Below are 19,196 nucleotides of genomic sequence, written 5' to 3' on the forward strand. Positions count from 1 at the left end.
TCAGTGAGCTTCAGTGGGAGCGGGGGAGCCGGTGGAAGGCGCGGTCGCCGTAGGCGAGCATGTGCGCTTCGGCAGGGGTCGGGTTCGTGTGCACGGCCTGGACGGCGCCGATCACGAGGAGGTGGTCGCCGGCCTCCGTGGCGCTGGTGATGGTGCACTCCACGGCGTGTGCCGCGTGCTGGGCGAGCCAGGGCAGGCCGGAGGAGGTGCTGGTGAAGCCGGCTCGCTCGAACTTGTCCGAGGCGCGGGAGGCGAACACGGCGGCTGCGTCCTGGGCGTCCCCGTGCAGGATGTTGGCCACGAACGCGCCGCGCTCGAGCAGCACCGGGAGGGTCCGCGCCCCCAGAGCCACGCACAGGCCGAACAGGGGAGGGGCCACTGAGACGGAGAAACCGGTGCTCACGGTCAGCCCGCTCGGCACACCGGCCGGGTCTGCGGTGGTGATCACGCAGACACCGGCCGGGAGGGTGGACATCGCGGTGCGGAAGTCGGTCGGAACGCTGCCCGGATCGGCCGGGGCCGTGAGCTCACTGGGTGCGCCTGGATGCTGGGCTGCGTGGGTTGGCCGGGCTGTCACCGTCATGTCCCGTCCTCTCTGTCCTGTCTTCGTGAGTGGCGAGGGCAGTGAACCCTCACCTCAAAATGTTGATGTGATCAACATTCACGCTAGGGTCGCGATGTTTCGCCGATGTGACGGGTGGGCAATCTTCTGGTGACACACCGGGCGACGTCGAACGGTCGGCTCGGCTCCGGGGTGGCCGATGTGGCCCGATACACCCGGGCAGGGATCGCCGTCGGAATGGGCTTGGACGATCAGTCCTGCACCGACATCTCCGACCCGTTCGCCAGCATGCGGCTCGCGCTCGACCCGGACGCCCCGTGAACGCACCGGCGGCGCCGGGCTGGCCCCAAGTACATGACCTACGGTCCGTGCGGCAGTGGCGGGCGAGCAGCGCTATCGACGAGGGAGTTCTGGTTTAGGCGGTGCCGCCCTCGACGAGCTCGGGCATGAGTACCCGCGGTTCGGTCGGCGCGGGAGCGCCGTCGAGCATGGCCAAGAGTGTCTCGGTGGCGGCGGCGACCATCTGCACCAGCGGGTTGTAGATCGTGGTCAGCCGCGGCGAGGTGCGTTCGGCGGCGCCGAGGCCGTCATAGCCGATCACGGCAACGTCCTCGGGTACCCGACGCCCCTGGGCGGCCAGGATCTGCATCGCCCCCACGGCCATCAGGTCCGAGGCCACGAACACTCCGTCCAGATCGGGGTGTGCCTCGAGTAGTTCCGCGGTGGCCCGGGCGCCACCGTCCACGGTGAAGTCGCCATGGCTGACGGCGTCGGCGGGCAATCCTGCCTGGGCTACCGTCCGGCGCCATCCCTCGAGCCGGTCCAGCCCCCCGGTCATGTCCATCGGCCCGGTGACGGTCCCGATCCGGCGACACCCTCTCGCCAGGAGCCGGGCGGCAGCGATCGAGGCTCCGGCGATGTTGTCGGTGTCCACGTAGTGCACGCCGGAATCGATGAACGGGCGCCCGACGAACACCACGGGAAGCCGGGCGTCGGCGAGTTGCTCGTCGAGGTGGTCTTCCCGGTGGTGTGAGGCGACGATCGCACCGTCGACGTGCCCACTGCGCAGGTAGCGGGCGGTACGGCCGGGTCGTTCATCCCGGCGGGCGAGCAGCAGCACCAACTGCAGATCGGTCCCGACCAGTCCATCGCTGACACCGCGCAGCAGACCTGCGAGGAAGGGGTCGGAGAGGATCCGGGCATCCGGTTCCGGCACCGCCAGTGCGATCGATCCGGTCTTGCGGGTCACGAGCGAGCGCGCGGCCGGATTGGGGGAGTACCCGAGCCGTGCGATGGCGTCGTCCACCGCTCCCTGGGCGTGCGGTGACACGCGATCGCCGCCATTGATCGCCCGCGAGGCGGTTGAGCGGGAGACACCAGCCGCCTGGGCGACATCGTCGAGGGTGACGTTCGGCCGGGCGGTCATGACCGCGAGCCTAACCCTGCCGGCACCGGCGGGAGGTGGTTGGTCCGGGCAACTCGCGCATACCAGCGCCCGGACGCCTTGACCGTGCGCTCCTGCGTCTCGTAGTCCACCCGCACCAGGCCGAACCGTTTGCTGTATCCCAGCGCCCACTCGAAGTTGTCCAGCAGGGACCAGGCGAAGTAACCCCGTACATCCGCCCCGTCCTCGATCGCGGCCGCCACCGCCCGTAGGTGTGCGTCGAGATAGCCGATCCGGTCCTGATCGTCCACCGAGCCGTCGGGCCCGACCACGTCCGGGTATGCCGCACCGTTCTCGGTGACGAACATCGCCGTGCCCCGCGGCCCGCTGTAATCCCGCTGCAGGCGCGTCAGCAACCGAGTCAGCCCCTCCGGCTGCACCTCCCAGCCCATATCCGTAGTGGGCAGCCCGCGGCTGCGGTGGTGCACGCCACCGACAGGGTTCGGTGAGCTGACCGGACGGCGGACCTGCGCACGTCCGGAACGGACGCCGTCGGGCCGGTTCTGCCCCTCCGGCGCATCCTGGCCAGGGTGACCGGAGACGGCAGCCCCGTTGTAGTAGTTCACCCCGAGCACGTCGATCGGGGCCGAGATCAGCTCCAGGTCCCCATCGCGGACATGCTCCAGCAGACCGAGGTGGCGCGTGTCCTCGATGATGTCGGCCGGGTAGGCCCCGGTGAAGATCGGGTCGAGGAAGATGCGGTTGAAGAATCCGTCCTCGAGCCGCGCCGCCTCCACATCAGCCGGATCAGCCGGGTCGTAGGGGTCTGCCACCGTGAAGTTCAGGGTGAGGCCCACGCTCGCGTCAGGATCCCGACGGCGGAGCTCACCGAGCGCCAGACCGTGCCCCAAGAGCAGATGGTGGGCTGCCGCCAGACCAGCGTCGGGCGATTGACGGCCCGGCGCGTGCACTCCCGCGGTATACCCGAGGAAGGCCGAGCACCACGGTTCGTTCAGTGTGGTCCAGATCGGCACACGGTCCCCGAGCACTTCGTGCATCGCCACCGCGTAATCAGCGAACCGGTACGCCGTGTCCCGGATCGGCCATCCGCCGTCGGCCTCCAGCGCCTGCGGCAGATCCCAGTGATACAACGTCAGCCACGGGCTGATTCCCGCGGCGAGCAACTCGTCCACCAGGCGCGAGTAGTAGTCCATGCCCGCCCGGTTGACGGTGCGCCCATCCGGCATCGCCCTCGCCCAGGAGGTGGAGAACCGGTAGAAGTCCACACCCAGCTCGCGCAGCAGTGTGATGTCTTCGCGGTAACGGTGGTATTGATCGCACGCGACCGCACCGTCATGACCGCCGTCGACAGCACCGGGCACCCGGCAGAAGACGTCCCAGATCGACTCCGCACGACCGTCCTGGCTGGCCGCCCCCTCCACCTGATAGGCGGCCGTGGCGGCCCCCCAGCTGAAGCCGTCCGGGAAGGTCACCGAGGAGTCCCGCAGTGCGGGCAACGGGGCGGTCGGGGCGAACGGCACGGGCCTGCCGGACGGTCTGGAGGTGTGGCGATCGGTGCTGCGCAAGGTCATCGGCGCGAATCTCTCTCTCGATGAGGTGGTCTCAGCCCTTGACCGCGCCGGTCATGATGCCGGCCACGAGCTGCTTCCCGGCGATCGCGAAGATCACCAGCAGGGGGAACGTGATGAGGAAGACGCCGGCCATCACAAGTGAGTAATCGGTGAAGTAGTTTCCCTGGAGGGCCTCCACCACCAGTGGCAGGGTCGGGTTCTGCGAGCTCAGCACGATGGAAGGCCAGAAGAACATCGTCCACTGCATCACGAACCAGAACAGGAAGAGCATCGCCGCCGCAGGGGCCGCCGCGGGTAGCGCGATGGACCTGAAGGTCCGGAACATCGAGGCGCCGTCCACCCGGGCTGCCTCGACGAGCTCGTAGGGCAGGGCCGAAGACAGGTACTGCGTCATCCAGAACACCCCGAATGGGCACAGCATCGCCGGCACGATGACGGCCTGGAGCTTGCCCACCCAGTCCAGGTCGGTCATCAGGATGTACAGCGGGATCACCCCGAGCTGGGTGGGCACCGCCATCGTGGCGATCACGAAGACGAGCAACCCCCGCCGCCAGGCGAACCGCAGCTTCGCGAACGCAAACCCGGCGAGTGTGGAGAACAGCACCACGGCGAGCGAGGCGGTGGTGGAGATGATCAGCGAGTTCGCCAGTGCCTTCCAGAAGTTGATCTGGCTGGTGGTCACGATCGTCGCGAACTGGTCGAACAGGCTCAGATCGGGCAGCCATTGCGGCACCGCTCGCTGGGAAATCTCCTGCTGCGTGGACGAACCGAGCAGCAGGGTGTAGTAGAGCGGGAAGATCGAGATCGCCAAGATGAGCGCCAGGAGCGCGTAGGTGACCCAGCCGGGGCGACGGGATGCGACACGAGCGGCCCGGGAGCCGCGGTCCCGGCGCCGTGCTGCGGCTCGGGCGGCGGACTTGCCGGCGGTTTGTGCGGTGACTCCGACGGACGTCATCGGCCCTCGCCTCCGTGTGTGTGGTCTGTTTCGGGAGTGGGATGCGGCCGTGGTGACGATGGTGGACGGGCCGACGGCGGCACGGGCGCGCCCGCACCCGTTGGTGCCTGGGCGAGCAGCGCCTTGGGGCGTCGACGGCGCGACGACCGGACGCCGTCGGCCGCGGCGATCCGGGTGGTGAGGTAGAAGTTGATCAGCCCGATGCACACGATCAACATGAACAGAAGCCAGGCGACGGCGGCCGCTCGCCCGAAGTTCTTCTGGTTCCCCCAGGCCACGTCGTACAGATAGAGCACGGTGGTCATCCAGTTCCGGCTCGGCCCGCCCATCCCGAGGGCGTCGAACATACGGACCTCGTCGAATATCTGCATCCCGCCGATCGTGGCCGTGATCACCACGAAGACCATCGTGGAACGGATCTGCGGGACGGTGACGGAGAAGAACTGCCGCAACCTGCCGGCACCGTCGATCACGGCCGCCTCGTAGAGCTCGCGCGGTACCGCCTGCATCGCGGCCAGGAGAATCAAGGCGTTGTAGCCCGTCCACCGGAAGTTGACCATGGTCGCGATGGCCACGTGGCTGGCGAGACGGTCGCTATGCCATCCGATCGGGTCGAATCCGATCCCACCGAGAATCGCGTTGATCAGCCCGTATTGGTCGGCGAACATGCGCCCGAAGATCATCGAGACCGCCACCGGCGCCACCACATAGGGCACCAGAACCCCCATCCGCCAGAATGTGGCCGACCGCAGGTTCTGGTCCAGGAGTGCGGCGATCGTGATGGCCAGCGCCAACTGCGGGACGGCCGAGAGCACGAAGATGGAGAAGGTGTTCGCCACGGACTTCCAGAAGATCGGCTGACCGAGCACATCGGTGAAGTTCTGCAGGCCGACGAACTCCCCCTGACCACCGAGCAGATTCCATTCGTGCACCGAGACATAGGCCGTGTAGACGAGCGGGAAGGCGCCGATGAGAGCGAACAGGAGGAAGAACGGGGAGATGTACAGGTAGGGCGAGAACTTCACGTCCCAGCGCCCGAGGCGCTGCGAGAAGCCCACGCGACGCGGCGGCCGGTTATCGAGATCGTTGCGCGCAGGCGCGGGAGCGTTCAGGAGGGTCATGGCGGCTTCCTGTGGCGGCGAAGGAGTGTCGAGGTCCGCACCTGGTGCGCCGGGCCGGCGTCACCCGCCGGCCCGGCGCCCCGATGAGGAGGTGCTGTCAGTCCTGCCGGGTCACATCAGGCCGAGGGAGTTGAACGTCTCGACAGCGCCGTCCCAGCTCGCCTCGGGGTCCTGCTCGCCGGTGACGTCAACGCGCAGCAGTGCGTCCTGAACGCCCTGGTGGATGGAGAAGTAGTTCGCACCCTTGAACGGCACCACGTCGATGGCCTCTGCGCGGGAGGTGAAGATCTGACCGACTGGGGCATCGTTGAAGAAGGGGTTCGTGAACGACTGCACTTCCTCCGAGGACTGCGCCTCCACCTGCGAGGGGAACGTGCCCGCGTTCTCGAATGCCTCGGTCTGCTGCTCGGGGGCGGTCAGCCAGGCCGCGAGCTCCTGGGCCTGTTCGGTGTTCGCACCGGAGGCCGGGACGGTCAGGAACGAGCCGCCCCAGTTGCCGCCGCCACCGGGGAAGACGTCTGCGATATTCCAGCCGTCCACGCCACCGGCGCGCTCCTCGACCGGGCCGGTCATCCACGCCGGGCAGAGCATGGTGGCGAAGCCGTCGTTCTGGAACGCGGCGTCCCAGTCGGCCGTCCACAGCTCCAGACCGGCGGAGAGCTCGTCATCCACCGAGGCGGCGAGGACCTGGTCGTAGAGGTCCTTGACGGCGGTGTTCGTGGCGAGATCGAGCGGTTCACCGGTTTCCGCATCCTCATAAGCGGACTCGAGCTGGTTCACCATGCCCTGATAGGTGGCCTGGGCGCCGTCGAACCATGCGGCGTCGGAGTTCGCGACGAAGTCGCGCCCGGCAGCGAAGTAGTCCTCCCAGGTGGCGTCATCCCCACCAAGGAGCTCGGCCACCTCAGCGGGGTCGGTGGGTAGTCCTGCGTCGGCGAACAGATCCTGCCGGTAGCAGATGCCCTCGGGGCCGATGTCCGTGCCATAGCCGAGGAGCTGGCCCTCGGGTGTGGTGGCCTGCTCGACCTTCCAGTCGTGCCAGCGGCTCTCCAGCTCAGGGTCGGAGAGGTCCACGAAGAGGTCGGGGTACTGCATCAGTTCGGGGAGCCAGTCCACCTCGATCGCCTCGATGTCGGACAGGCCCTCACCGCCGGCGGCGATCTTCGTGGTGAGGTTGGTGCGTGCTGCCTCGGAGGTGTCCGCGGTGACCAGCTCGACGGTGACGCCCGGGTGCTCCTCCTCGAATCGGTCGAGCATCTCCTCGGTGTAACCGAACTGGTTGAAGGTGGCGACGGTGAGGGTGACATCGTCGCCGGACTCGGCTCCGGTCTCGCCCTCGGCTCCTCCGGCATCGTCGCTGCACGCGGCGAGACCGGCGACGACGAGTGCTCCTGTTGCGGCTGCCACGATGCGGCGTGCGCGGATGGTTGTGCTGAACATGGTGACGTCCTTGTCTGCGGTGGTCGGCATTGGCCATGGAAGCGCTCCCACAGTCAGCGGTGGAAGCGCTCCCACACGCGAGTCATCGTCCGCCTGGCGAGGGGATGGCGTCAAGGGGAGGCAGTGGCCGTGGGGGAGTAGCCGGGGCGGCGCGTGGGCGTTTGTGCAGGTCAGCGCCGTGCTGGTGCCGACAATGTGGCCATATTGTTATCGGCGTAGCGCGCGGGTGTCGTTCAGGAGCCGGGGGATCGGCGCCGCACCGTACGGCTCGCTAACCGGCGCAACCGGTGAAAACTGGGGCGCGGAGGTTTCCAGCCCATGCTCTCGGGAAGCACCCACCCGCGCCATTGCGCGAGCAGGCAGAACACGGCTCCGACTGCTGCGCCCACCAGAGAACCGATCGTGCTCGATTCCAGCACGGTGAGTGCGGTTGCCACCACGGCGGCAGCCAGCGCACAGGTCGCATAGAGCGTCGATCGTCCGAGGATGCGGGGCACCTGTCGCATCACCACGTCCCGCACGAAACCGCCTCCGACGGCGGTCACCACCCCGAGCATGACCGCCGCGAGGGGCCCGAGTCCCACGGCCAGGGCCTTCTGTGCACCGACGGCGGCCCACAGTCCGAGTGCGAGCGCATCGATCGGTGGGAAGGCCTTGTCCCAGATGCGTCCCTCGAGCCGGATCGCATAGGCGATCACAGCTCCCGCGAGGGCGGTGAGCACGTAGGCATTGTCGGTGAGAGCCACGGGCGGACCCGCCTGCAGGAGCGTGTCCCGGATCAATCCGCCGCCGAGCCCGGAGAGGATCGCGAGCACGGCGAAACCGATCGGGTCCAGCCGGTGGGAGCGAGCCACCACTCCGCCGAGGATGGCGTTGAACAACACCCCAGTGAGATCGAGCCACCGGATCACGGCGTCCGGGTCAAGCATCGGCCTCTCCCGTCAGCGGTCAGGACGTGCAGGCGATCAACCCTGCTGTCGGCTCGGTGCATCAGGTTTCGCCGGCCGACCGGGCCTGAGATGTGGGTCAGTTCCCGGCTGCGCGGAACTCATCGATCACATGGGAGGGCACACGCTTCTTCGCGGGGATGTCAAAACCTCGTGCGCGGGCCCATTCGCGTACCGCGCGCGGGTCCACCGGTGTCTCCGTGCGTGCGGAATCCGCCTCGGCAATCCCCCCGCGAACCCGGCGAGCGGCCGCGGCGAACGGAGCGAGGGCCCGGGTGAGCTTGTCCCGGTTGGCGCTGTTCAGGTCGATCTCGTAGACGGTGTCCTCCAGCGAGAACCGCACCGTGTGCTCCGCTGGTGTGCCGTCGAGATCGTCGGTCAGGTCGATGATCGTCCTGGTGGCCACGGAAACTCCCTGGGTCAGATGGTGTCCGGCCCTAGCGTAGAGCGTCGATGCGCAGCGTTGGGACGGACGCGCTCGCTACTGTGCTCCCATGAGATCTCGCCAGCGTGCCGCTGCTGTGCTGGGCCGTGCGTGGAGGAGCGCCACGGCCACCCGCGGACGGCAGGTTGCCACGGGTGTGCTGGTCGGGTTGTTGTTGGCGCCGATCGGAATTGCCGCCGTCGGCGGGTTCGCCACGGCCGACGAGATTGAGCCGGAGGGACTTGCTGCCGGGCAGATGATGGACCTGGGGCAGGTAGAGGTCCGGGTGGAGCACTTCTTCGTCTCCGACCGCGTGTACACCTCGGGGCTCCCCGAGGGCGCATCGGCCTGGTTCGGTCTGGTGGCCGAGGTGGTGAACCCCCGGCCGGAGGAGGTCGTCATGCACCGGGACCTGTTTCGCGTACCTGCTGCGAATCCGTTGCAGGACGAGCCGAGCACGACCCTGATTGCCAGTGACGCCGGCATTCTCGTCATGCTCGAACCCGATCTGCCGCAACGGGTGGTGACGCTCTGGCCGTTGACAGATCCGGCCCCGCTCGGCGATGAGATCACCGTCGAGGCCTATCCGGTCGCCGCGACGGACAGCTTGTTCTTCCCCGGAGACATTCTCTGGAGCACGCAGCCCCTGCAGGCCGTCGTCACCGTACCCCTCGGTGAGGTCCCGGCGGACCTGCTCGAGGAGGAGCAGTGATGCGCCGCCGTCTCACATTGCTCGCCGGCGTCGTCCTCGTGCTCGCCCTCGGCCTGGGCGTGAACACGGTGACCGAGCACACGAGCCCGTCCGGGTCGGTGGCGACCGCGTTCGGCCTGGGGGAGGACGCACGTTTTGGCACCTTCCAGGTGCACGTGCACGGTGCGCGCGCCGCGGCCGCACTCGACCATGACGGCGAGGAGGTGGTCACCGCCGGGGTCTGGGTGATTCTCGACATGTCCTTCGCCACCACCCATGAGCCGGATCGCGTGCATGACGTCGGAGTGCGGGACTCCAGCGGCCGTACCTTCACCACCTCCTCACGATCCCCCGGCAACGGCTGGGGGGCGGCGCCGGACACCTGGGTGCGTGGCGAGCTCGCCTTCGAAGTGCCCGCCGATGCGTTGGGCGAGTTCACCGTCTTCGTGTGGCCCACCCTTCGTTCGGACGTCGAAGGCGCACCCATCGGGTACGGCGTCACGCGAGTCCATGTCACCGAGGTCGAGAGCGAGCCGGCCACGCTTGCCGAGCCGGTCGTTCTTCCGGCAGGTGAGCGATGAGCGTTTCCGGCGGCAGGCTCACCGGGCGGCGCGCCGTGGTGGTGGCGCTCATCGGTGTGCTGACCCTGGCGGCCTTCGGCTGGCGGGTCAGCGAGCAGGCACGGGAGTCGTGGTGGCCGAGCAGTGCCCACGAGGCACTCGGGCCCGGTGAGGATTTCGGCGGGATCCAGGTGGAGCTGGCCGGACTCGAACCCGCCGGGCAGATCGCAGACTGGAACGGGCCGTGGGAGCCCCCGGCCGGGTTCCAGGCATGGAAGATCTCACTCGCCGTAGCGACCACGCAGTCCGAGTTCAGCAGCGTGGAGGTCCTGGTGGAGGACGGTCAAGGCAGGCAGTACCTTGCGACGGAGAACGTGCCGTGGGACGTCGAAGGATACGAATGGTCCCTGACTGTGGCGATCCCCGAAGAGGACGATGACCCGATCCCTGGGGTACAGCACCTCCTCGTGCTCTTACCTGCCGATGCCGAGCCGGCGGCGGTACGTATCGAGTCCGCGCTGCTTCTCCCCGAGTACATCCGGCTCGAGGTCGAATGAGGCACGCTGGTCGATCGAGCTAGCGGATCGGCCGTTCGGGCAGCCGCAGGGCCGTCGGAGCGCCGAGCCTGGCCAGGAGCCGGTCCGCGGCGGCCGCGAGCAAAGTCGCGGTCAGCAGCAGGGTCAGCACATCGGCGGTCTGGTACAACGGAGCCCACCATGCGTTCCACCCGGACAGGTCCAGGTCCGGCGTTATCGCCCGGAACACGCCCCACACCAGGTATGGCACTGCGGCGAGCAGCATGTAGAGCAGGCAGAACGCGGCAAGAGGTGCCCAGCCGGACCTGATCATCAGACCGATTCCCCCGACGAGCATCCCGAACCGCCCTTCCGGTTCGCTCACCCGCTCCCAGGCACGCCGAACCCGGGGATCGTCCGCCCGGGTGGCGACCCGTCGCGCGAACGGCAGGCGGGAGGCGGCGACGTCGGTCACCGAGACTGCCTCGGAGGTGCGCACCCCGTAGACGACCATTCCCATCGTCAACCACGCCAACGGGACGAGCACGGCCGTCGCCGCAGCCGCCAGGAGGGTATCCCCAGCGCTGACCAAACCGGCGACCAGACCGGACACCGCCGGGAAGGACAGATCGATCGAGTCCCACCACGCCCCGGCCGCTCGGCCGATGACCCGCGAATGCCACCAGCCACTGGCACTGGCCACGTAGTATCCGAGCGCGTACGCACCGATCACGATCCAGACCAGCTCGAAGTACCCGATCACGATCCGTAGCGCCATCCGCCACGGGGAGTCGCGATCGGACCAGAGCGATTCGCGCTCGCTGAGCCGGGTGCCGACCAGTCGCAGCAGCAGCGCGACGGCCGTGATGACCAGCACCACCGCTGAACTCCCGTCCACCACCCGGTCGGACTGAAAGTCGCCGTCGAGCCCGAGCCGAGCGATGTCATCACTGACTCCCTCGTATCCGTAGTAGCGCAGATCGTCCTTGAGTCCTTCGCCACTCTCGTACACCACCAGGAAGGGCACCAGCACGCTGCCCAGCGCGGCGATGAGATCGCGGACGAGGTTGCGCGAGCGTTCCCGCCGCCGGAGAACCAGCAGGATCGCCACCGTGCTCAGCAGCGTGGAGAACGGCACGAGAGTGAGGGTCAGCATGCCGGGCACCGGGCCCAGCCGCCCCACCACAACGGAGAGGTCCCGCAGATACAGATGGGCCGTGACCCCGACCAGCGCGAGTACGAGAGCGGGCAGCCAGTGCCGGCGCAGCAGTGCCGCCGTCGTGACGATCAGGGCCAGCAGTTCCACGCCGAGCGCTCGGAACGTGAACGGGTCCCCGGCACGTGCGACGGCGCCCGTGTCAGGCGCAGCGGGAGTGGGCATACGGGTGAGGATAGCGAGCGACGACGCCTGGCTCCGGCACCACGGTGCCAGAGGAGGCAGCGGTGACCTCCGCCGTCAGGAGCTCGGCAGACGTTCCGCCAGCCAGGCGAACACGGAATGCTCGTAGGACGCTCGAACGGCTGCCACGGACAGCGCCAGGTCGTGCAGCCCGCCCTCGAACCGGCGCACGGTGACATCCACGCCGAGCTGCGGGGCGCGCTGCCAGATGTGGCGCACGTCGAGCACGCAGTCCGCACCGGCCAGGTCGGCTGCGGTGGGGCGGGCCGGGTGGCCGCTGCGCGCGGAGGTACACACGAGCACCGGCACCTGGACGTCGAGACCACGTGCCACCCGGGCGTGCCCGCGCCGCACCGCCCGCAACCACGCGGCGTACACCGGTACGTCTTCGATCGGCTTCCAGGTCAGGTCGTACTCCCACTCACCACCGGTGGAGGTGTGCAGGCTGCGCCCGTACGGCTCACCCAGGGTGCTCACCCGCAACCGAGGCAGCAACGGCCCGACGGCGTCCAGCACGCGAGTGGTGATCACCCGGTTCACCCAGGAGGAGTTGAGATCGAACCACGGGCTGTTCAGCACCAGGGCATCGATCGCGCCCGGGTGGTCCGAGGCGTACAGCGAAGCGATCAGCCCACCGGTGGAGTGGCCGAGGAGTACCACCTCCTGTGCGCCAGCAGCCCGGATCTCGCCCAGCGCCAGGCCCACCTCCTCGTCGTAGACGGCGAGGTCGGTGACGAAGTTCGGGGTGCGCCCCGGGCGGATGGAGCGGCCGTAATCGCGCAGGTCCAGGGCGTAGAAGTCGTACCCCGCCTCGGTCCAGGCTCGAGCATGGTCGGCCTGAAAGAAGTAGTCGGTGAACCCGTGCACATACAGCACCGCGCGCCGTCGCGAGCCTGCGCCCCGTTCATGCACCAGGGTGGCCTCCGGCGCTGGGAGGCCGGTGTCCGGGAGCAAGGTCAGGGTTCGCTGTACCCAGTCGTCGCCAAGAATGTCCGGACTGCTTGTGCTCACAGCACTGACTCTATGCCGAGAATTCCAGGTGGTGCTGAGGGTGCCTCAGTGTGAGGCGCCGGCCAGCACGTCGGCCACCGTCGGCGGTGCGGCCGGCGCCGGTCCGCACCCGGACCCCGCGGCCGCAGTGGCCAGCACCGACGGCGCCCCCACATCGGCGTGCAGATCCTGCAGCAATGCGATCGCCTCAGGCAACTCGCGCTGATCATCCTCCGGCTGCCAGCGCCCGTTCACCACGGCGTAGGAGGCCTGCGGCCCAGTGGTCAGGTACTGCTGCACCCCAGCGATCAGTCGGTCCACGTGCTCGGCAGTGGTGCCCAGGCCGATACTCGCCCGCAGCCCTGCGTCCAACCCCTTGGCAGCGAGCAACGGGTGGGCGCAGAAACGGCCGTCCCGCACCCCGACACCGTGCTCGGCGGAGAGGTACGCAGCCACCAGACCGGCGTCGTGCCCGGGCAGGCTGAAGGAGACCACCGCCGTCGGGTCTGCCGAATCGGGCCACAGGTGCAGCACCTGCACTCCCTCGATCGCCTCCAGCCCGGCCACCAATCGGTCCCGCAGGACGCCGTCGTGGGCGGTGAGCTCCTCCGTCACGGATTCGAGCTGGGTGCAGGCGACACCCAGAGCGATCGCGCCGATCACGTTCGGGCTACCCGCCTCGTGCCGCTGCGGCGCCGGCTCCCAGGTGGTCTCCTCAGCGGTCACGTTGGTGACGGCACCGCCCCCGGCGAGGTAGGGGGTACCGGCATCGAGCCAGTCCCGGCGGCCCACCAGCGCTCCGGCGCCGTAGGGCGCGTACAACTTGTGCCCGGAGATCGCCACGTAGTCCGCGCCGGTGGCCTCGAGGGAGAACGGTCGGTGGGGGGCGAGCTGGGCGGCGTCCACGGCCACCCGGGCGCCGGCACTGTGCGCGATCTGGACCACGTCGCTGATCGGCAGTGCCTCCCCGGTCACGTTCGAGGCACCGGTCACCGTCACGAGGGCATAGGCGGTGCGCGCCAGGGCGTCGGAGAGTGCAGTGAGGGTCTCGGCCACGGTGTTGCGTGCGGCCAGCACGTCCGCGCCGTGACGCTGCCATGGGAGCAGGTTCGCATGGTGCTCGATGTCGAGCACCAGCACCCGGCCGGGCACGCAACCGCCGAGGAGGTTGAGTGAATCGGTCGTGTTGCGGGTGATCACCACCACGTCATCGGCGCGGGCGCCGGTGAACCTCCCGACGGCGATCCGGGACTGTTCGTACAGGGCGGTGGACACCTGCGAGAGGTATCCGGCGCCGCGGTGCACACTTGCGTACAGCGGCAGGGCCCGCGTGACGGCGTCTGCCACCGCGGCCAGGGCGGGTGCGCTCGCGGCATAGTCCAGGTTGGCGTAGCCGATCGCGGTCTCGCCCTCGCGGGGCACGGTCAGCGGAACGATCGTCTCGGCGCCGACGAGGGGAAGGACGGGGTTCTCAGACATGGGCTCCTCCGGTGGTCGTCGGACCCCGTGGGTCCGCGCTTGCCGGGCGCCACCTCGGCGCCGGCCTGGTCGTCACCCGGGGCACCCCACCGCGGTTGGAGGGTTGCCGGCCAGCAAGCCGGGGCTGAACGCTGGCACTCATGACCTGGCGTCTAGGATGCCACAGACGCCGTGGCTCGGGCGCCTGCGTCTCACCCAATGTCCAGCACGCCTGCCGGAGGGGAAGCCATGACCGGTGCTGAGCACCTGCTGGCCATCGATCTGGGTACCAGCGGGGCGCGCGCCGGCGTGGTCACCGGGACCGGGGACGTGGTGGCCACGCACGCCACCTCATGGTCGGTGCAATCGCCACGGCCGGGCTGGGCCGAGCAGGATCCGAACGAATGGTGGGCGCATGCGGTCGAGGCGGTCCGCGGCGCCATGGCGGGCGCGGGCATCGGCGCGGACGCGATCGCGGGACTTTGCGTGGACACCACCAGTGCGACCGTGGTCGCGGCCCGTCGCGATGGTGTGCCGCTGCGCCCGGCCATCCTCTGGATGGACCTGCGAGCGGTCGTCGAAGCGGAGCAGTTGACGGCGGCCGGCGCCGGGGCGGGGTACTCCGGTGACCGGCCGGTCTCCGCCGAGTGGGGCTTGCCGAAGGTGATGTGGGTGCGGCACAACGAAGCAGATGTCTGGGCCGAGACTGAGGTGATCTGTGACTGCGCGGACTGGCTCGTGCACCGGCTCACCGGGCAGTGGACCATGTCGGTGAGTCACGCGGCCGCCAAGTACTTCCACGACGGCACCCGCGGCGGGTGGCCGGAGGCGGTGTACGGGCCGATCGATGGTTCGGACATCCTTGCCCGGTTTCCGCCCCGGGTGCTTCAGGTCGGGGAGGTCGTCGGCCCGCTCACGGGGGCGGCTGCCGAGGCGCTTGGCCTGCGCACCGGCACGCCGGTGGTGGAGGGAGCGGTGGATGCGTACGCCGCAGCAGTCGGCCTGGCCGTCGTGCGCCCCGGACCGACGGCGTTGATCACCGGGTCCTCCCACGTGGTCATCGCGCAGACGGAGCAGCCCGGGCAGCTGCGTGGCCTCTGGGGCGGTTTCACCGATGCGATCGTGCCCGGTCAGTTCACGATTGAGGGCGGGCAGGCAGCCACGGGCACGATGGTCGCGTGGTTCAGGCGGGCCTTGGCCGGCCACGCCGCCGCCGAGGCGAAGCAACGGGGCTGCGATGTGTATGACGTGCTGAACGAACAGGCCGCGGGTGTGCCGATCGGCTCGGAAGGTCTCGTGGTGCTGGACCACTTTCAGGGCAATCGGAGCCCGCACACCGACCCGTATGCGCGTGGCGTGATCCACGGCCTTGGCCTGCACCACAGCGAGGCGCACGTGTACCGGGCCCTCCTTGAGGGCATTGCCTACGGTACGGCGGAGGTGCTGGGCGTGCTCGATCGCCAGCTCCCGACGTCCGGAGAAGTCCGGGTGACGGGTGGACCGGCAGCGAGCCGGCTGTGGATGCAGATTCAGGCCGACGTGCTGGGCGTCCCGCTCACCTTCGGTCGTGCCCCGATCGGGTCCCTCCTCGGCTCGGCCGCGATCGCCGCCGTAGGCGTCGGGCTGTTCCCGGATGTGGATGCCGCGACTGAGCAGATGGTGCATCTGGGCGAGGTGCTGCAGCCGGACCCCGAGGCTCACGAGGCCTACCAGTTCCATGCAGAGCAATATCTTCGCACGTACCCGGCTCTGCGGGAGATCCTCGAGCTCGGGGCCATGAACCGTCCCTAGGGCGCGACATCGTGGCGCCTTCGGCAGACGCCTTACCCGCTCGGGGTGGTGAGCACCACATCCCTTACCCGGAGGGAGTGTCGCCGGGGACTCGCCGTAAGGGGGCCGCCGGGGAGGGGACGTGATCACCCCATGCCGCGATGTCAGACCTCAGCGAGAGAGTGGGCTCATGCCAACGAACGAGGAGCCCACCATGAGCATCCACTACGACCAGTACCACGCCGAGATGGCCGACCGCCGCGAGCGGCTGCTCACTCAGCTTGCTCCCGGGCGCACCCGCCGCCGGCTGAGTATCCGCCGACTGGTGGCCGAACGCTCCGACGCCCGGACCGCCCAACTGGGCCGCACCCTCGCCCCTGAGGACCTGGAACGACGAGCCTGACGTCTGCCGTGCATGACACGATGACCCTCGTGGCACGAGTCGGGTCGGAGATCGCGTTGGTGGGGCGCACGGCGGAACTCGCTCGCTTGGAGGCAGTGTGGCGTCAAGCGACCGAGGGGTCGGCCGGCGCCGTGCTGCTGCCCGGTGAAGCGGGGGTGGGCAAGTCCCGGTTGGTCACCGAGCTGGCCGCCAAGGTCACGCATGAGGGCGGCACGGTGCTCACCGGCCACTGCGTGGGCCTGGGGGATGCGGCACCCCCGTACCTGCCTGTGGTGGAGGTACTCGAACAGGTACGGGAGATCGACTCCTCGCTGGTGGCCGACGCTCCCGCGTTGGCGACCTTGGTGGCGCGTGGCGGTACCGAACGCGCAGCCGATCAGCTCCAGGTGTTCGATGCGTTTCTCAACGTCCTCACTGGCCTCGCCGGGCGTGCACCGGTGCTGTTGGTGGTCGAGGACCTGCATTGGGCAGACGCATCAACCCGTGATCTGCTCACCTTCCTCCTCGCCAGGATGTCCCACGAAGCTCTCGCCGTGGTGCTCACCTACCGCTCGGATGAGTTGCACCGGCGGCACCCGTTGCGGCCGATGGTTCTTGAGCTGGCGCGGATGCGACGAGTGGAGCGCATCGACCTCGAACGCTTCGGCCCGGAGGAGACGCGCGCGTTCGCGCAGGCGCTGGTCGCGTTGGACGGAGTCGAGCGCACCGCGGACGACATCGAATGCGTCGCACGCCGATCCGAGGGCAACGCCTTCTTCGCCGAGGAACTGCTGGCGCACACCGGCGAGAACGGCTTTCAGATGTTCCCCTCGAGCCCCCTCGCCGATGTGCTGCTGGGCAGGATCGAGCAGCTCGGCGCTACCGCCCAGCACGTGGTGCGAGTGGCTGCGGTGGCCGGGCAGAGCAAAGTGCGCCAATCCACTTTGGCCGCCGTGAGCGGGCTGAATGAGGACGACTTGGAACGAGCGTTGCGCGAGTGTGTCCAGCGCTATGTGCTCGTGGTGGGAGAAGACGGTGCGCTGGCGTTCCGGCACTCATTGCTGCGTGAGGCCGTGTATGCCGACTTGCTGCCGGGAGAGCGCGCCCGCACGCACGCGGCGTTCGTGCGCCTGCTCGGTGATGTGCGAAGCGCCGGCTGGCGGGGCGCTCAGGCTCATCACGCCACGCAGGCCGGTGACCTGCCGACGGCGCTGGTGGCGCACATCGACGCCGCCCAGGAAGCCGAGGACGTGGCCGCCACCGCCGATGTGCTCAACCATCTCGAGCAAGCCTTGGCCCTGTGGGACGCCGTCACGGACGCGGCCGACGTGACGGGTACCGACGAGCTGACCCTGATCATGCGCGCCGCGGACGCCGCAGTGGCCGCGGGCCGCACGGAGCGCGCGACCTCCTATCTGCGCTCGGCGCTGGCACTGACCGAGGCTGGAACTGATCCGGTGGCGCGTGCAGCCGTGCTCCGCCGGCTGGCCAAGGTCCATTTCGCCGAGGACCAGTGGGAAGCCGGGGCGCAGGTGATCGCCGAGGCGTGGGAGCTGATTCGCTCCGAACCGCCGAGCAGGGAGCGGGCGTGGGTGCTGTCCACTCTCTCGATCGGCGCGCCATCCCCCCAACACCGCGCCTGGGTCGAGGAAGCCGTGCAGAATGCGCGCCAGGTGGGCGCTGGAGATGCCGAGGCCGATGCGCTGATCTCCCTGTCGTACCTGTTGTTGCACGAGGCCAAGGACACCGAGGCGATGGCGGTGCTCGATCAGGCTCGGATCCGGGCCGCCGAGGTCGGGGCGTTCGAAGTGGAACTGCGGGCACACTTCAATCTCACCGTCGGTGAGTTCGAGCGAGGAAACGTGGCGCTCGCGGCCGAGCATGCGCGGCGCGGTCTGGCGCGAGCACGCGAGGAAGGGCTCGTGTGGGCCACCTACGGGAGAGAGCTCGTCTGGCTCGCCATCCAGGTGCTGTACTCCGCCGGTGACTGGGATGAGGCGGAACGGCTGGCGTCCCCGCCGGGTGAACAGGCGCCGGACTGGCTGACCGGGGTGATCACCTGCTCGGCAGCGCTGCTCGCGGCGAGCCGGGGACGAGGAGAGGAAGCTGACCGGTACCTCGAGGCGGCTGATGTGCTCACCACGGTGGAGGATGAACAACTGAAGATCGCCGCCTATGCGAGCGCTGAGCGCGGGCTCTGGCAACAGCGCGCCAATGAGGTGGTCGCGGTGCTACAGCGAACGGTGGACCGGGTGCTGGCCACGGAGAACCGGCCGCCGTTGCACCTGCTGAGGATTGGCGCACTGGGGGTGAGTGCTGCAGCGGATGTGGCCGCGCAGGCGCGGCGCCGGCATGCGGAGGAAGCGGAGGAGGCGGCGGTCCGCGCGGGCGAGACGTTTGCCGCCGTGGTCACCAGTGCATGTGCTGAAGGTGCACCTCGAGGCGCCGTGATCGGCCCGGAGGGTCTGGCCTGGGTGGCACGCTGCGAGGCGGAGACTGCCCGGCTGCGTGGTGTCGACTCCCCCTCGCTCTGGTCTGCCGTGGTGAACGCGTTCGGATACGGTGACCGGTACCAGGAAGCCATTGCCCGATGGCGCCTCGCCGAGGCACTGCTCGCGGCTGGAAAGGCCCCTGACGCTGCGGAGGATGCGGCCGATCGTGGTGCTGCCGAACTCGGTCAGGCGCTGGTCGTCGCCCGTGAACTGGGAGCAGCACCGCTGGCCACCGTGCTGGAATCACTGGCCCGTCGGCACCGGATTCCCGTGCCGGGCGTCCGTCTGGTCTCCACAGATCTGCTCACCCCGCGGGAGCGGGCCGTGCTCGAGTTGGTCGCACAGGGACTGACCAACCGTGCTGTGGGCGAGCAGCTGTACATCAGCGAGAAGACTGTCAGTGTCCACCTGACCCGCGTGATGGCGAAGTTGGGTGCGCACAGTCGAACGGACGCCGTCGCGCGGGCGATCACCGACGGCCTGATCGCGGGCTGACCGGGGATCGCCTGGCCGA

Annotated in this window: 18 protein-coding genes and 1 riboswitch; of the genes, 7 read left to right on the forward strand and 11 right to left on the reverse strand. The window is 69.0% G+C overall.

The annotated features are described in order from the left end of the window. Positions 1 to 10: 10 nt before the first annotated feature. Positions 11 to 583 (reverse strand): flavin reductase family protein, encoded by a 573-nt coding sequence (locus tag LQF10_RS02755; RefSeq protein WP_231065977.1) that lies wholly within the window; start codon positions 581 to 583, stop codon positions 11 to 13. A 114-nt stretch (positions 584 to 697) separates the two neighbouring features. On the opposite strand from LQF10_RS02755, the gene LQF10_RS02760 reads away from it, so the two are divergent. After that, complete coding sequence (locus LQF10_RS02760; RefSeq protein ID WP_231065978.1) at positions 698 to 883, forward strand: hypothetical protein; 186 nt, start codon at positions 698 to 700, stop codon at positions 881 to 883. 94 nt (positions 884 to 977) lie between these two features. Here the strand turns inward: LQF10_RS02760 and LQF10_RS02765 are convergent, their stop codons facing one another. From LQF10_RS02765 to LQF10_RS02795, 7 genes are all read right to left on the reverse strand, one after another. Continuing rightward, positions 978 to 1,988 (reverse strand): LacI family DNA-binding transcriptional regulator, encoded by a 1,011-nt coding sequence (locus tag LQF10_RS02765; protein WP_231065979.1) that lies wholly within the window; start codon positions 1,986 to 1,988, stop codon positions 978 to 980. Next, positions 1,985 to 3,538: a glycoside hydrolase family 1 protein gene (locus LQF10_RS02770; RefSeq protein WP_231065980.1), complete on the reverse strand. Its 1,554-nt coding sequence runs from the start codon at positions 3,536 to 3,538 to the stop codon at positions 1,985 to 1,987. Before LQF10_RS02770 ends, LQF10_RS02765 begins: the two co-directional genes overlap by 4 nt. A 31-nt stretch (positions 3,539 to 3,569) precedes the next feature. Next, a complete protein-coding gene (locus tag LQF10_RS02775; RefSeq protein ID WP_231065981.1) occupies positions 3,570 to 4,493 on the reverse strand; it encodes a carbohydrate ABC transporter permease in 924 nt (307 codons plus the stop codon). Continuing rightward, positions 4,490 to 5,614 carry a carbohydrate ABC transporter permease gene (locus tag LQF10_RS02780; RefSeq protein ID WP_231065982.1) on the reverse strand — a complete coding sequence of 375 codons (1,125 nt, stop codon included), beginning with the start codon at positions 5,612 to 5,614 and terminating at the stop codon, positions 4,490 to 4,492. The genes LQF10_RS02775 and LQF10_RS02780 overlap by 4 nt, the downstream gene beginning before the upstream one ends. Before the next feature lie 111 nt (positions 5,615 to 5,725). Next, positions 5,726 to 7,054 (reverse strand): ABC transporter substrate-binding protein, encoded by a 1,329-nt coding sequence (locus LQF10_RS02785; RefSeq protein ID WP_231065983.1) that lies wholly within the window; start codon positions 7,052 to 7,054, stop codon positions 5,726 to 5,728. A 233-nt stretch (positions 7,055 to 7,287) separates the two neighbouring features. Then, entirely contained in the window at positions 7,288 to 7,983 is a 696-nt protein-coding gene (locus LQF10_RS02790) for a trimeric intracellular cation channel family protein (RefSeq protein WP_231065984.1), read from the reverse strand. Between the two features lie 97 nt (positions 7,984 to 8,080). Then, positions 8,081 to 8,407 (reverse strand): histone-like nucleoid-structuring protein Lsr2, encoded by a 327-nt coding sequence (locus LQF10_RS02795; RefSeq protein ID WP_231065985.1) that lies wholly within the window; start codon positions 8,405 to 8,407, stop codon positions 8,081 to 8,083. Between the two features lie 88 nt (positions 8,408 to 8,495). Between LQF10_RS02795 and LQF10_RS02800 the strand changes: the two genes are divergently transcribed. Genes LQF10_RS02800 through LQF10_RS02810 form a run of 3 tightly spaced genes read left to right on the forward strand, consistent with a single transcriptional unit; the run spans position 8,496 to position 10,233 of the window. Beyond that, on the forward strand, positions 8,496 to 9,137 hold the full coding sequence (locus tag LQF10_RS02800) for a hypothetical protein (RefSeq protein WP_231065986.1): 642 nt from the start codon (positions 8,496 to 8,498) through the stop codon (positions 9,135 to 9,137). Next, positions 9,137 to 9,697, forward strand: coding sequence for a hypothetical protein (locus LQF10_RS02805; protein WP_231065987.1), 561 nt, complete (start codon positions 9,137 to 9,139; stop codon positions 9,695 to 9,697). The genes LQF10_RS02800 and LQF10_RS02805 overlap by 1 nt, the downstream gene beginning before the upstream one ends. Next, positions 9,694 to 10,233: a hypothetical protein gene (locus tag LQF10_RS02810; RefSeq protein ID WP_231065988.1), complete on the forward strand. Its 540-nt coding sequence runs from the start codon at positions 9,694 to 9,696 to the stop codon at positions 10,231 to 10,233. Before LQF10_RS02805 ends, LQF10_RS02810 begins: the two co-directional genes overlap by 4 nt. Positions 10,234 to 10,252: 19 nt before the next feature. Here LQF10_RS02810 and LQF10_RS02815 read toward each other — a convergent pair whose 3' ends face one another. The 3 genes from LQF10_RS02815 to LQF10_RS02825 all read right to left on the reverse strand — a co-directional run bounded on the left by LQF10_RS02815 (position 10,253) and on the right by LQF10_RS02825 (position 14,059). Beyond that, on the reverse strand, positions 10,253 to 11,572 hold the full coding sequence (locus LQF10_RS02815) for a hypothetical protein (protein WP_231065989.1): 1,320 nt from the start codon (positions 11,570 to 11,572) through the stop codon (positions 10,253 to 10,255). 75 nt (positions 11,573 to 11,647) lie between these two features. Next, entirely contained in the window at positions 11,648 to 12,601 is a 954-nt protein-coding gene (locus tag LQF10_RS02820; protein ID WP_231065990.1) for an alpha/beta hydrolase, read from the reverse strand. A 45-nt stretch (positions 12,602 to 12,646) separates the two neighbouring features. Next, positions 12,647 to 14,059: an aminotransferase class V-fold PLP-dependent enzyme gene (locus tag LQF10_RS02825; RefSeq protein ID WP_231065991.1), complete on the reverse strand. Its 1,413-nt coding sequence runs from the start codon at positions 14,057 to 14,059 to the stop codon at positions 12,647 to 12,649. 30 nt (positions 14,060 to 14,089) lie between these two features. Beyond that, positions 14,090 to 14,205, reverse strand: a riboswitch (SAM riboswitch). An 82-nt stretch (positions 14,206 to 14,287) separates the two neighbouring features. On the opposite strand from LQF10_RS02825, the gene LQF10_RS02830 reads away from it, so the two are divergent. The 3 genes from LQF10_RS02830 to LQF10_RS02840 all read left to right on the forward strand — a co-directional run bounded on the left by LQF10_RS02830 (position 14,288) and on the right by LQF10_RS02840 (position 19,177). Continuing rightward, the gene (locus LQF10_RS02830) at positions 14,288 to 15,829 is read left to right on the forward strand and encodes an FGGY-family carbohydrate kinase (protein WP_231065992.1); all 1,542 of its coding nucleotides are present in this window, start codon (positions 14,288 to 14,290) and stop codon (positions 15,827 to 15,829) included. A 193-nt stretch (positions 15,830 to 16,022) separates the two neighbouring features. Further along, a complete protein-coding gene (locus LQF10_RS02835; RefSeq protein WP_231065993.1) occupies positions 16,023 to 16,211 on the forward strand; it encodes a hypothetical protein in 189 nt (62 codons plus the stop codon). Between the two features lie 29 nt (positions 16,212 to 16,240). Continuing rightward, positions 16,241 to 19,177, forward strand: coding sequence for a helix-turn-helix transcriptional regulator (locus LQF10_RS02840; protein WP_231065994.1), 2,937 nt, complete (start codon positions 16,241 to 16,243; stop codon positions 19,175 to 19,177). Positions 19,178 to 19,196: the final 19 nt, after the last annotated feature.

It is taken from the genome of Ruania halotolerans (assembly GCF_021049285.1).
Taxonomy (GTDB): Bacteria; Actinomycetota; Actinomycetes; order Actinomycetales; family Beutenbergiaceae; genus Ruania; species Ruania halotolerans.

Bases quoted from the DNA above. Each gene is read 5' to 3' on its own strand.
- LQF10_RS02785 (WP_231065983.1), bottom strand. From the start codon at position 7,054: ATGTTCAGCACAACCATCCGCGCACGCCGCATCGTGGCAGCCGCAACA.
- LQF10_RS02830 (WP_231065992.1), top strand. From the start codon at position 14,288: ATGACCGGTGCTGAGCACCTGCTGGCCATCGATCTGGGTACCAGCGGG.
- LQF10_RS02770 (WP_231065980.1), bottom strand. From the start codon at position 3,538: ATGACCTTGCGCAGCACCGATCGCCACACCTCCAGACCGTCCGGCAGG.
- LQF10_RS02765 (WP_231065979.1), bottom strand. From the start codon at position 1,988: ATGACCGCCCGGCCGAACGTCACCCTCGACGATGTCGCCCAGGCGGCT.
- LQF10_RS02810 (WP_231065988.1), top strand. From the start codon at position 9,694: ATGAGCGTTTCCGGCGGCAGGCTCACCGGGCGGCGCGCCGTGGTGGTG.
- LQF10_RS02805 (WP_231065987.1), top strand. From the start codon at position 9,137: ATGCGCCGCCGTCTCACATTGCTCGCCGGCGTCGTCCTCGTGCTCGCC.
- LQF10_RS02835 (WP_231065993.1), top strand. From the start codon at position 16,023: ATGAGCATCCACTACGACCAGTACCACGCCGAGATGGCCGACCGCCGC.
- LQF10_RS02825 (WP_231065991.1), bottom strand. From the start codon at position 14,059: ATGTCTGAGAACCCCGTCCTTCCCCTCGTCGGCGCCGAGACGATCGTT.
- LQF10_RS02790 (WP_231065984.1), bottom strand. From the start codon at position 7,983: ATGCTTGACCCGGACGCCGTGATCCGGTGGCTCGATCTCACTGGGGTG.
- LQF10_RS02780 (WP_231065982.1), bottom strand. From the start codon at position 5,614: ATGACCCTCCTGAACGCTCCCGCGCCTGCGCGCAACGATCTCGATAAC.
- LQF10_RS02800 (WP_231065986.1), top strand. From the start codon at position 8,496: ATGAGATCTCGCCAGCGTGCCGCTGCTGTGCTGGGCCGTGCGTGGAGG.
- LQF10_RS02815 (WP_231065989.1), bottom strand. From the start codon at position 11,572: ATGCCCACTCCCGCTGCGCCTGACACGGGCGCCGTCGCACGTGCCGGG.
- LQF10_RS02775 (WP_231065981.1), bottom strand. From the start codon at position 4,493: ATGACGTCCGTCGGAGTCACCGCACAAACCGCCGGCAAGTCCGCCGCC.
- LQF10_RS02755 (WP_231065977.1), bottom strand. From the start codon at position 583: ATGACGGTGACAGCCCGGCCAACCCACGCAGCCCAGCATCCAGGCGCA.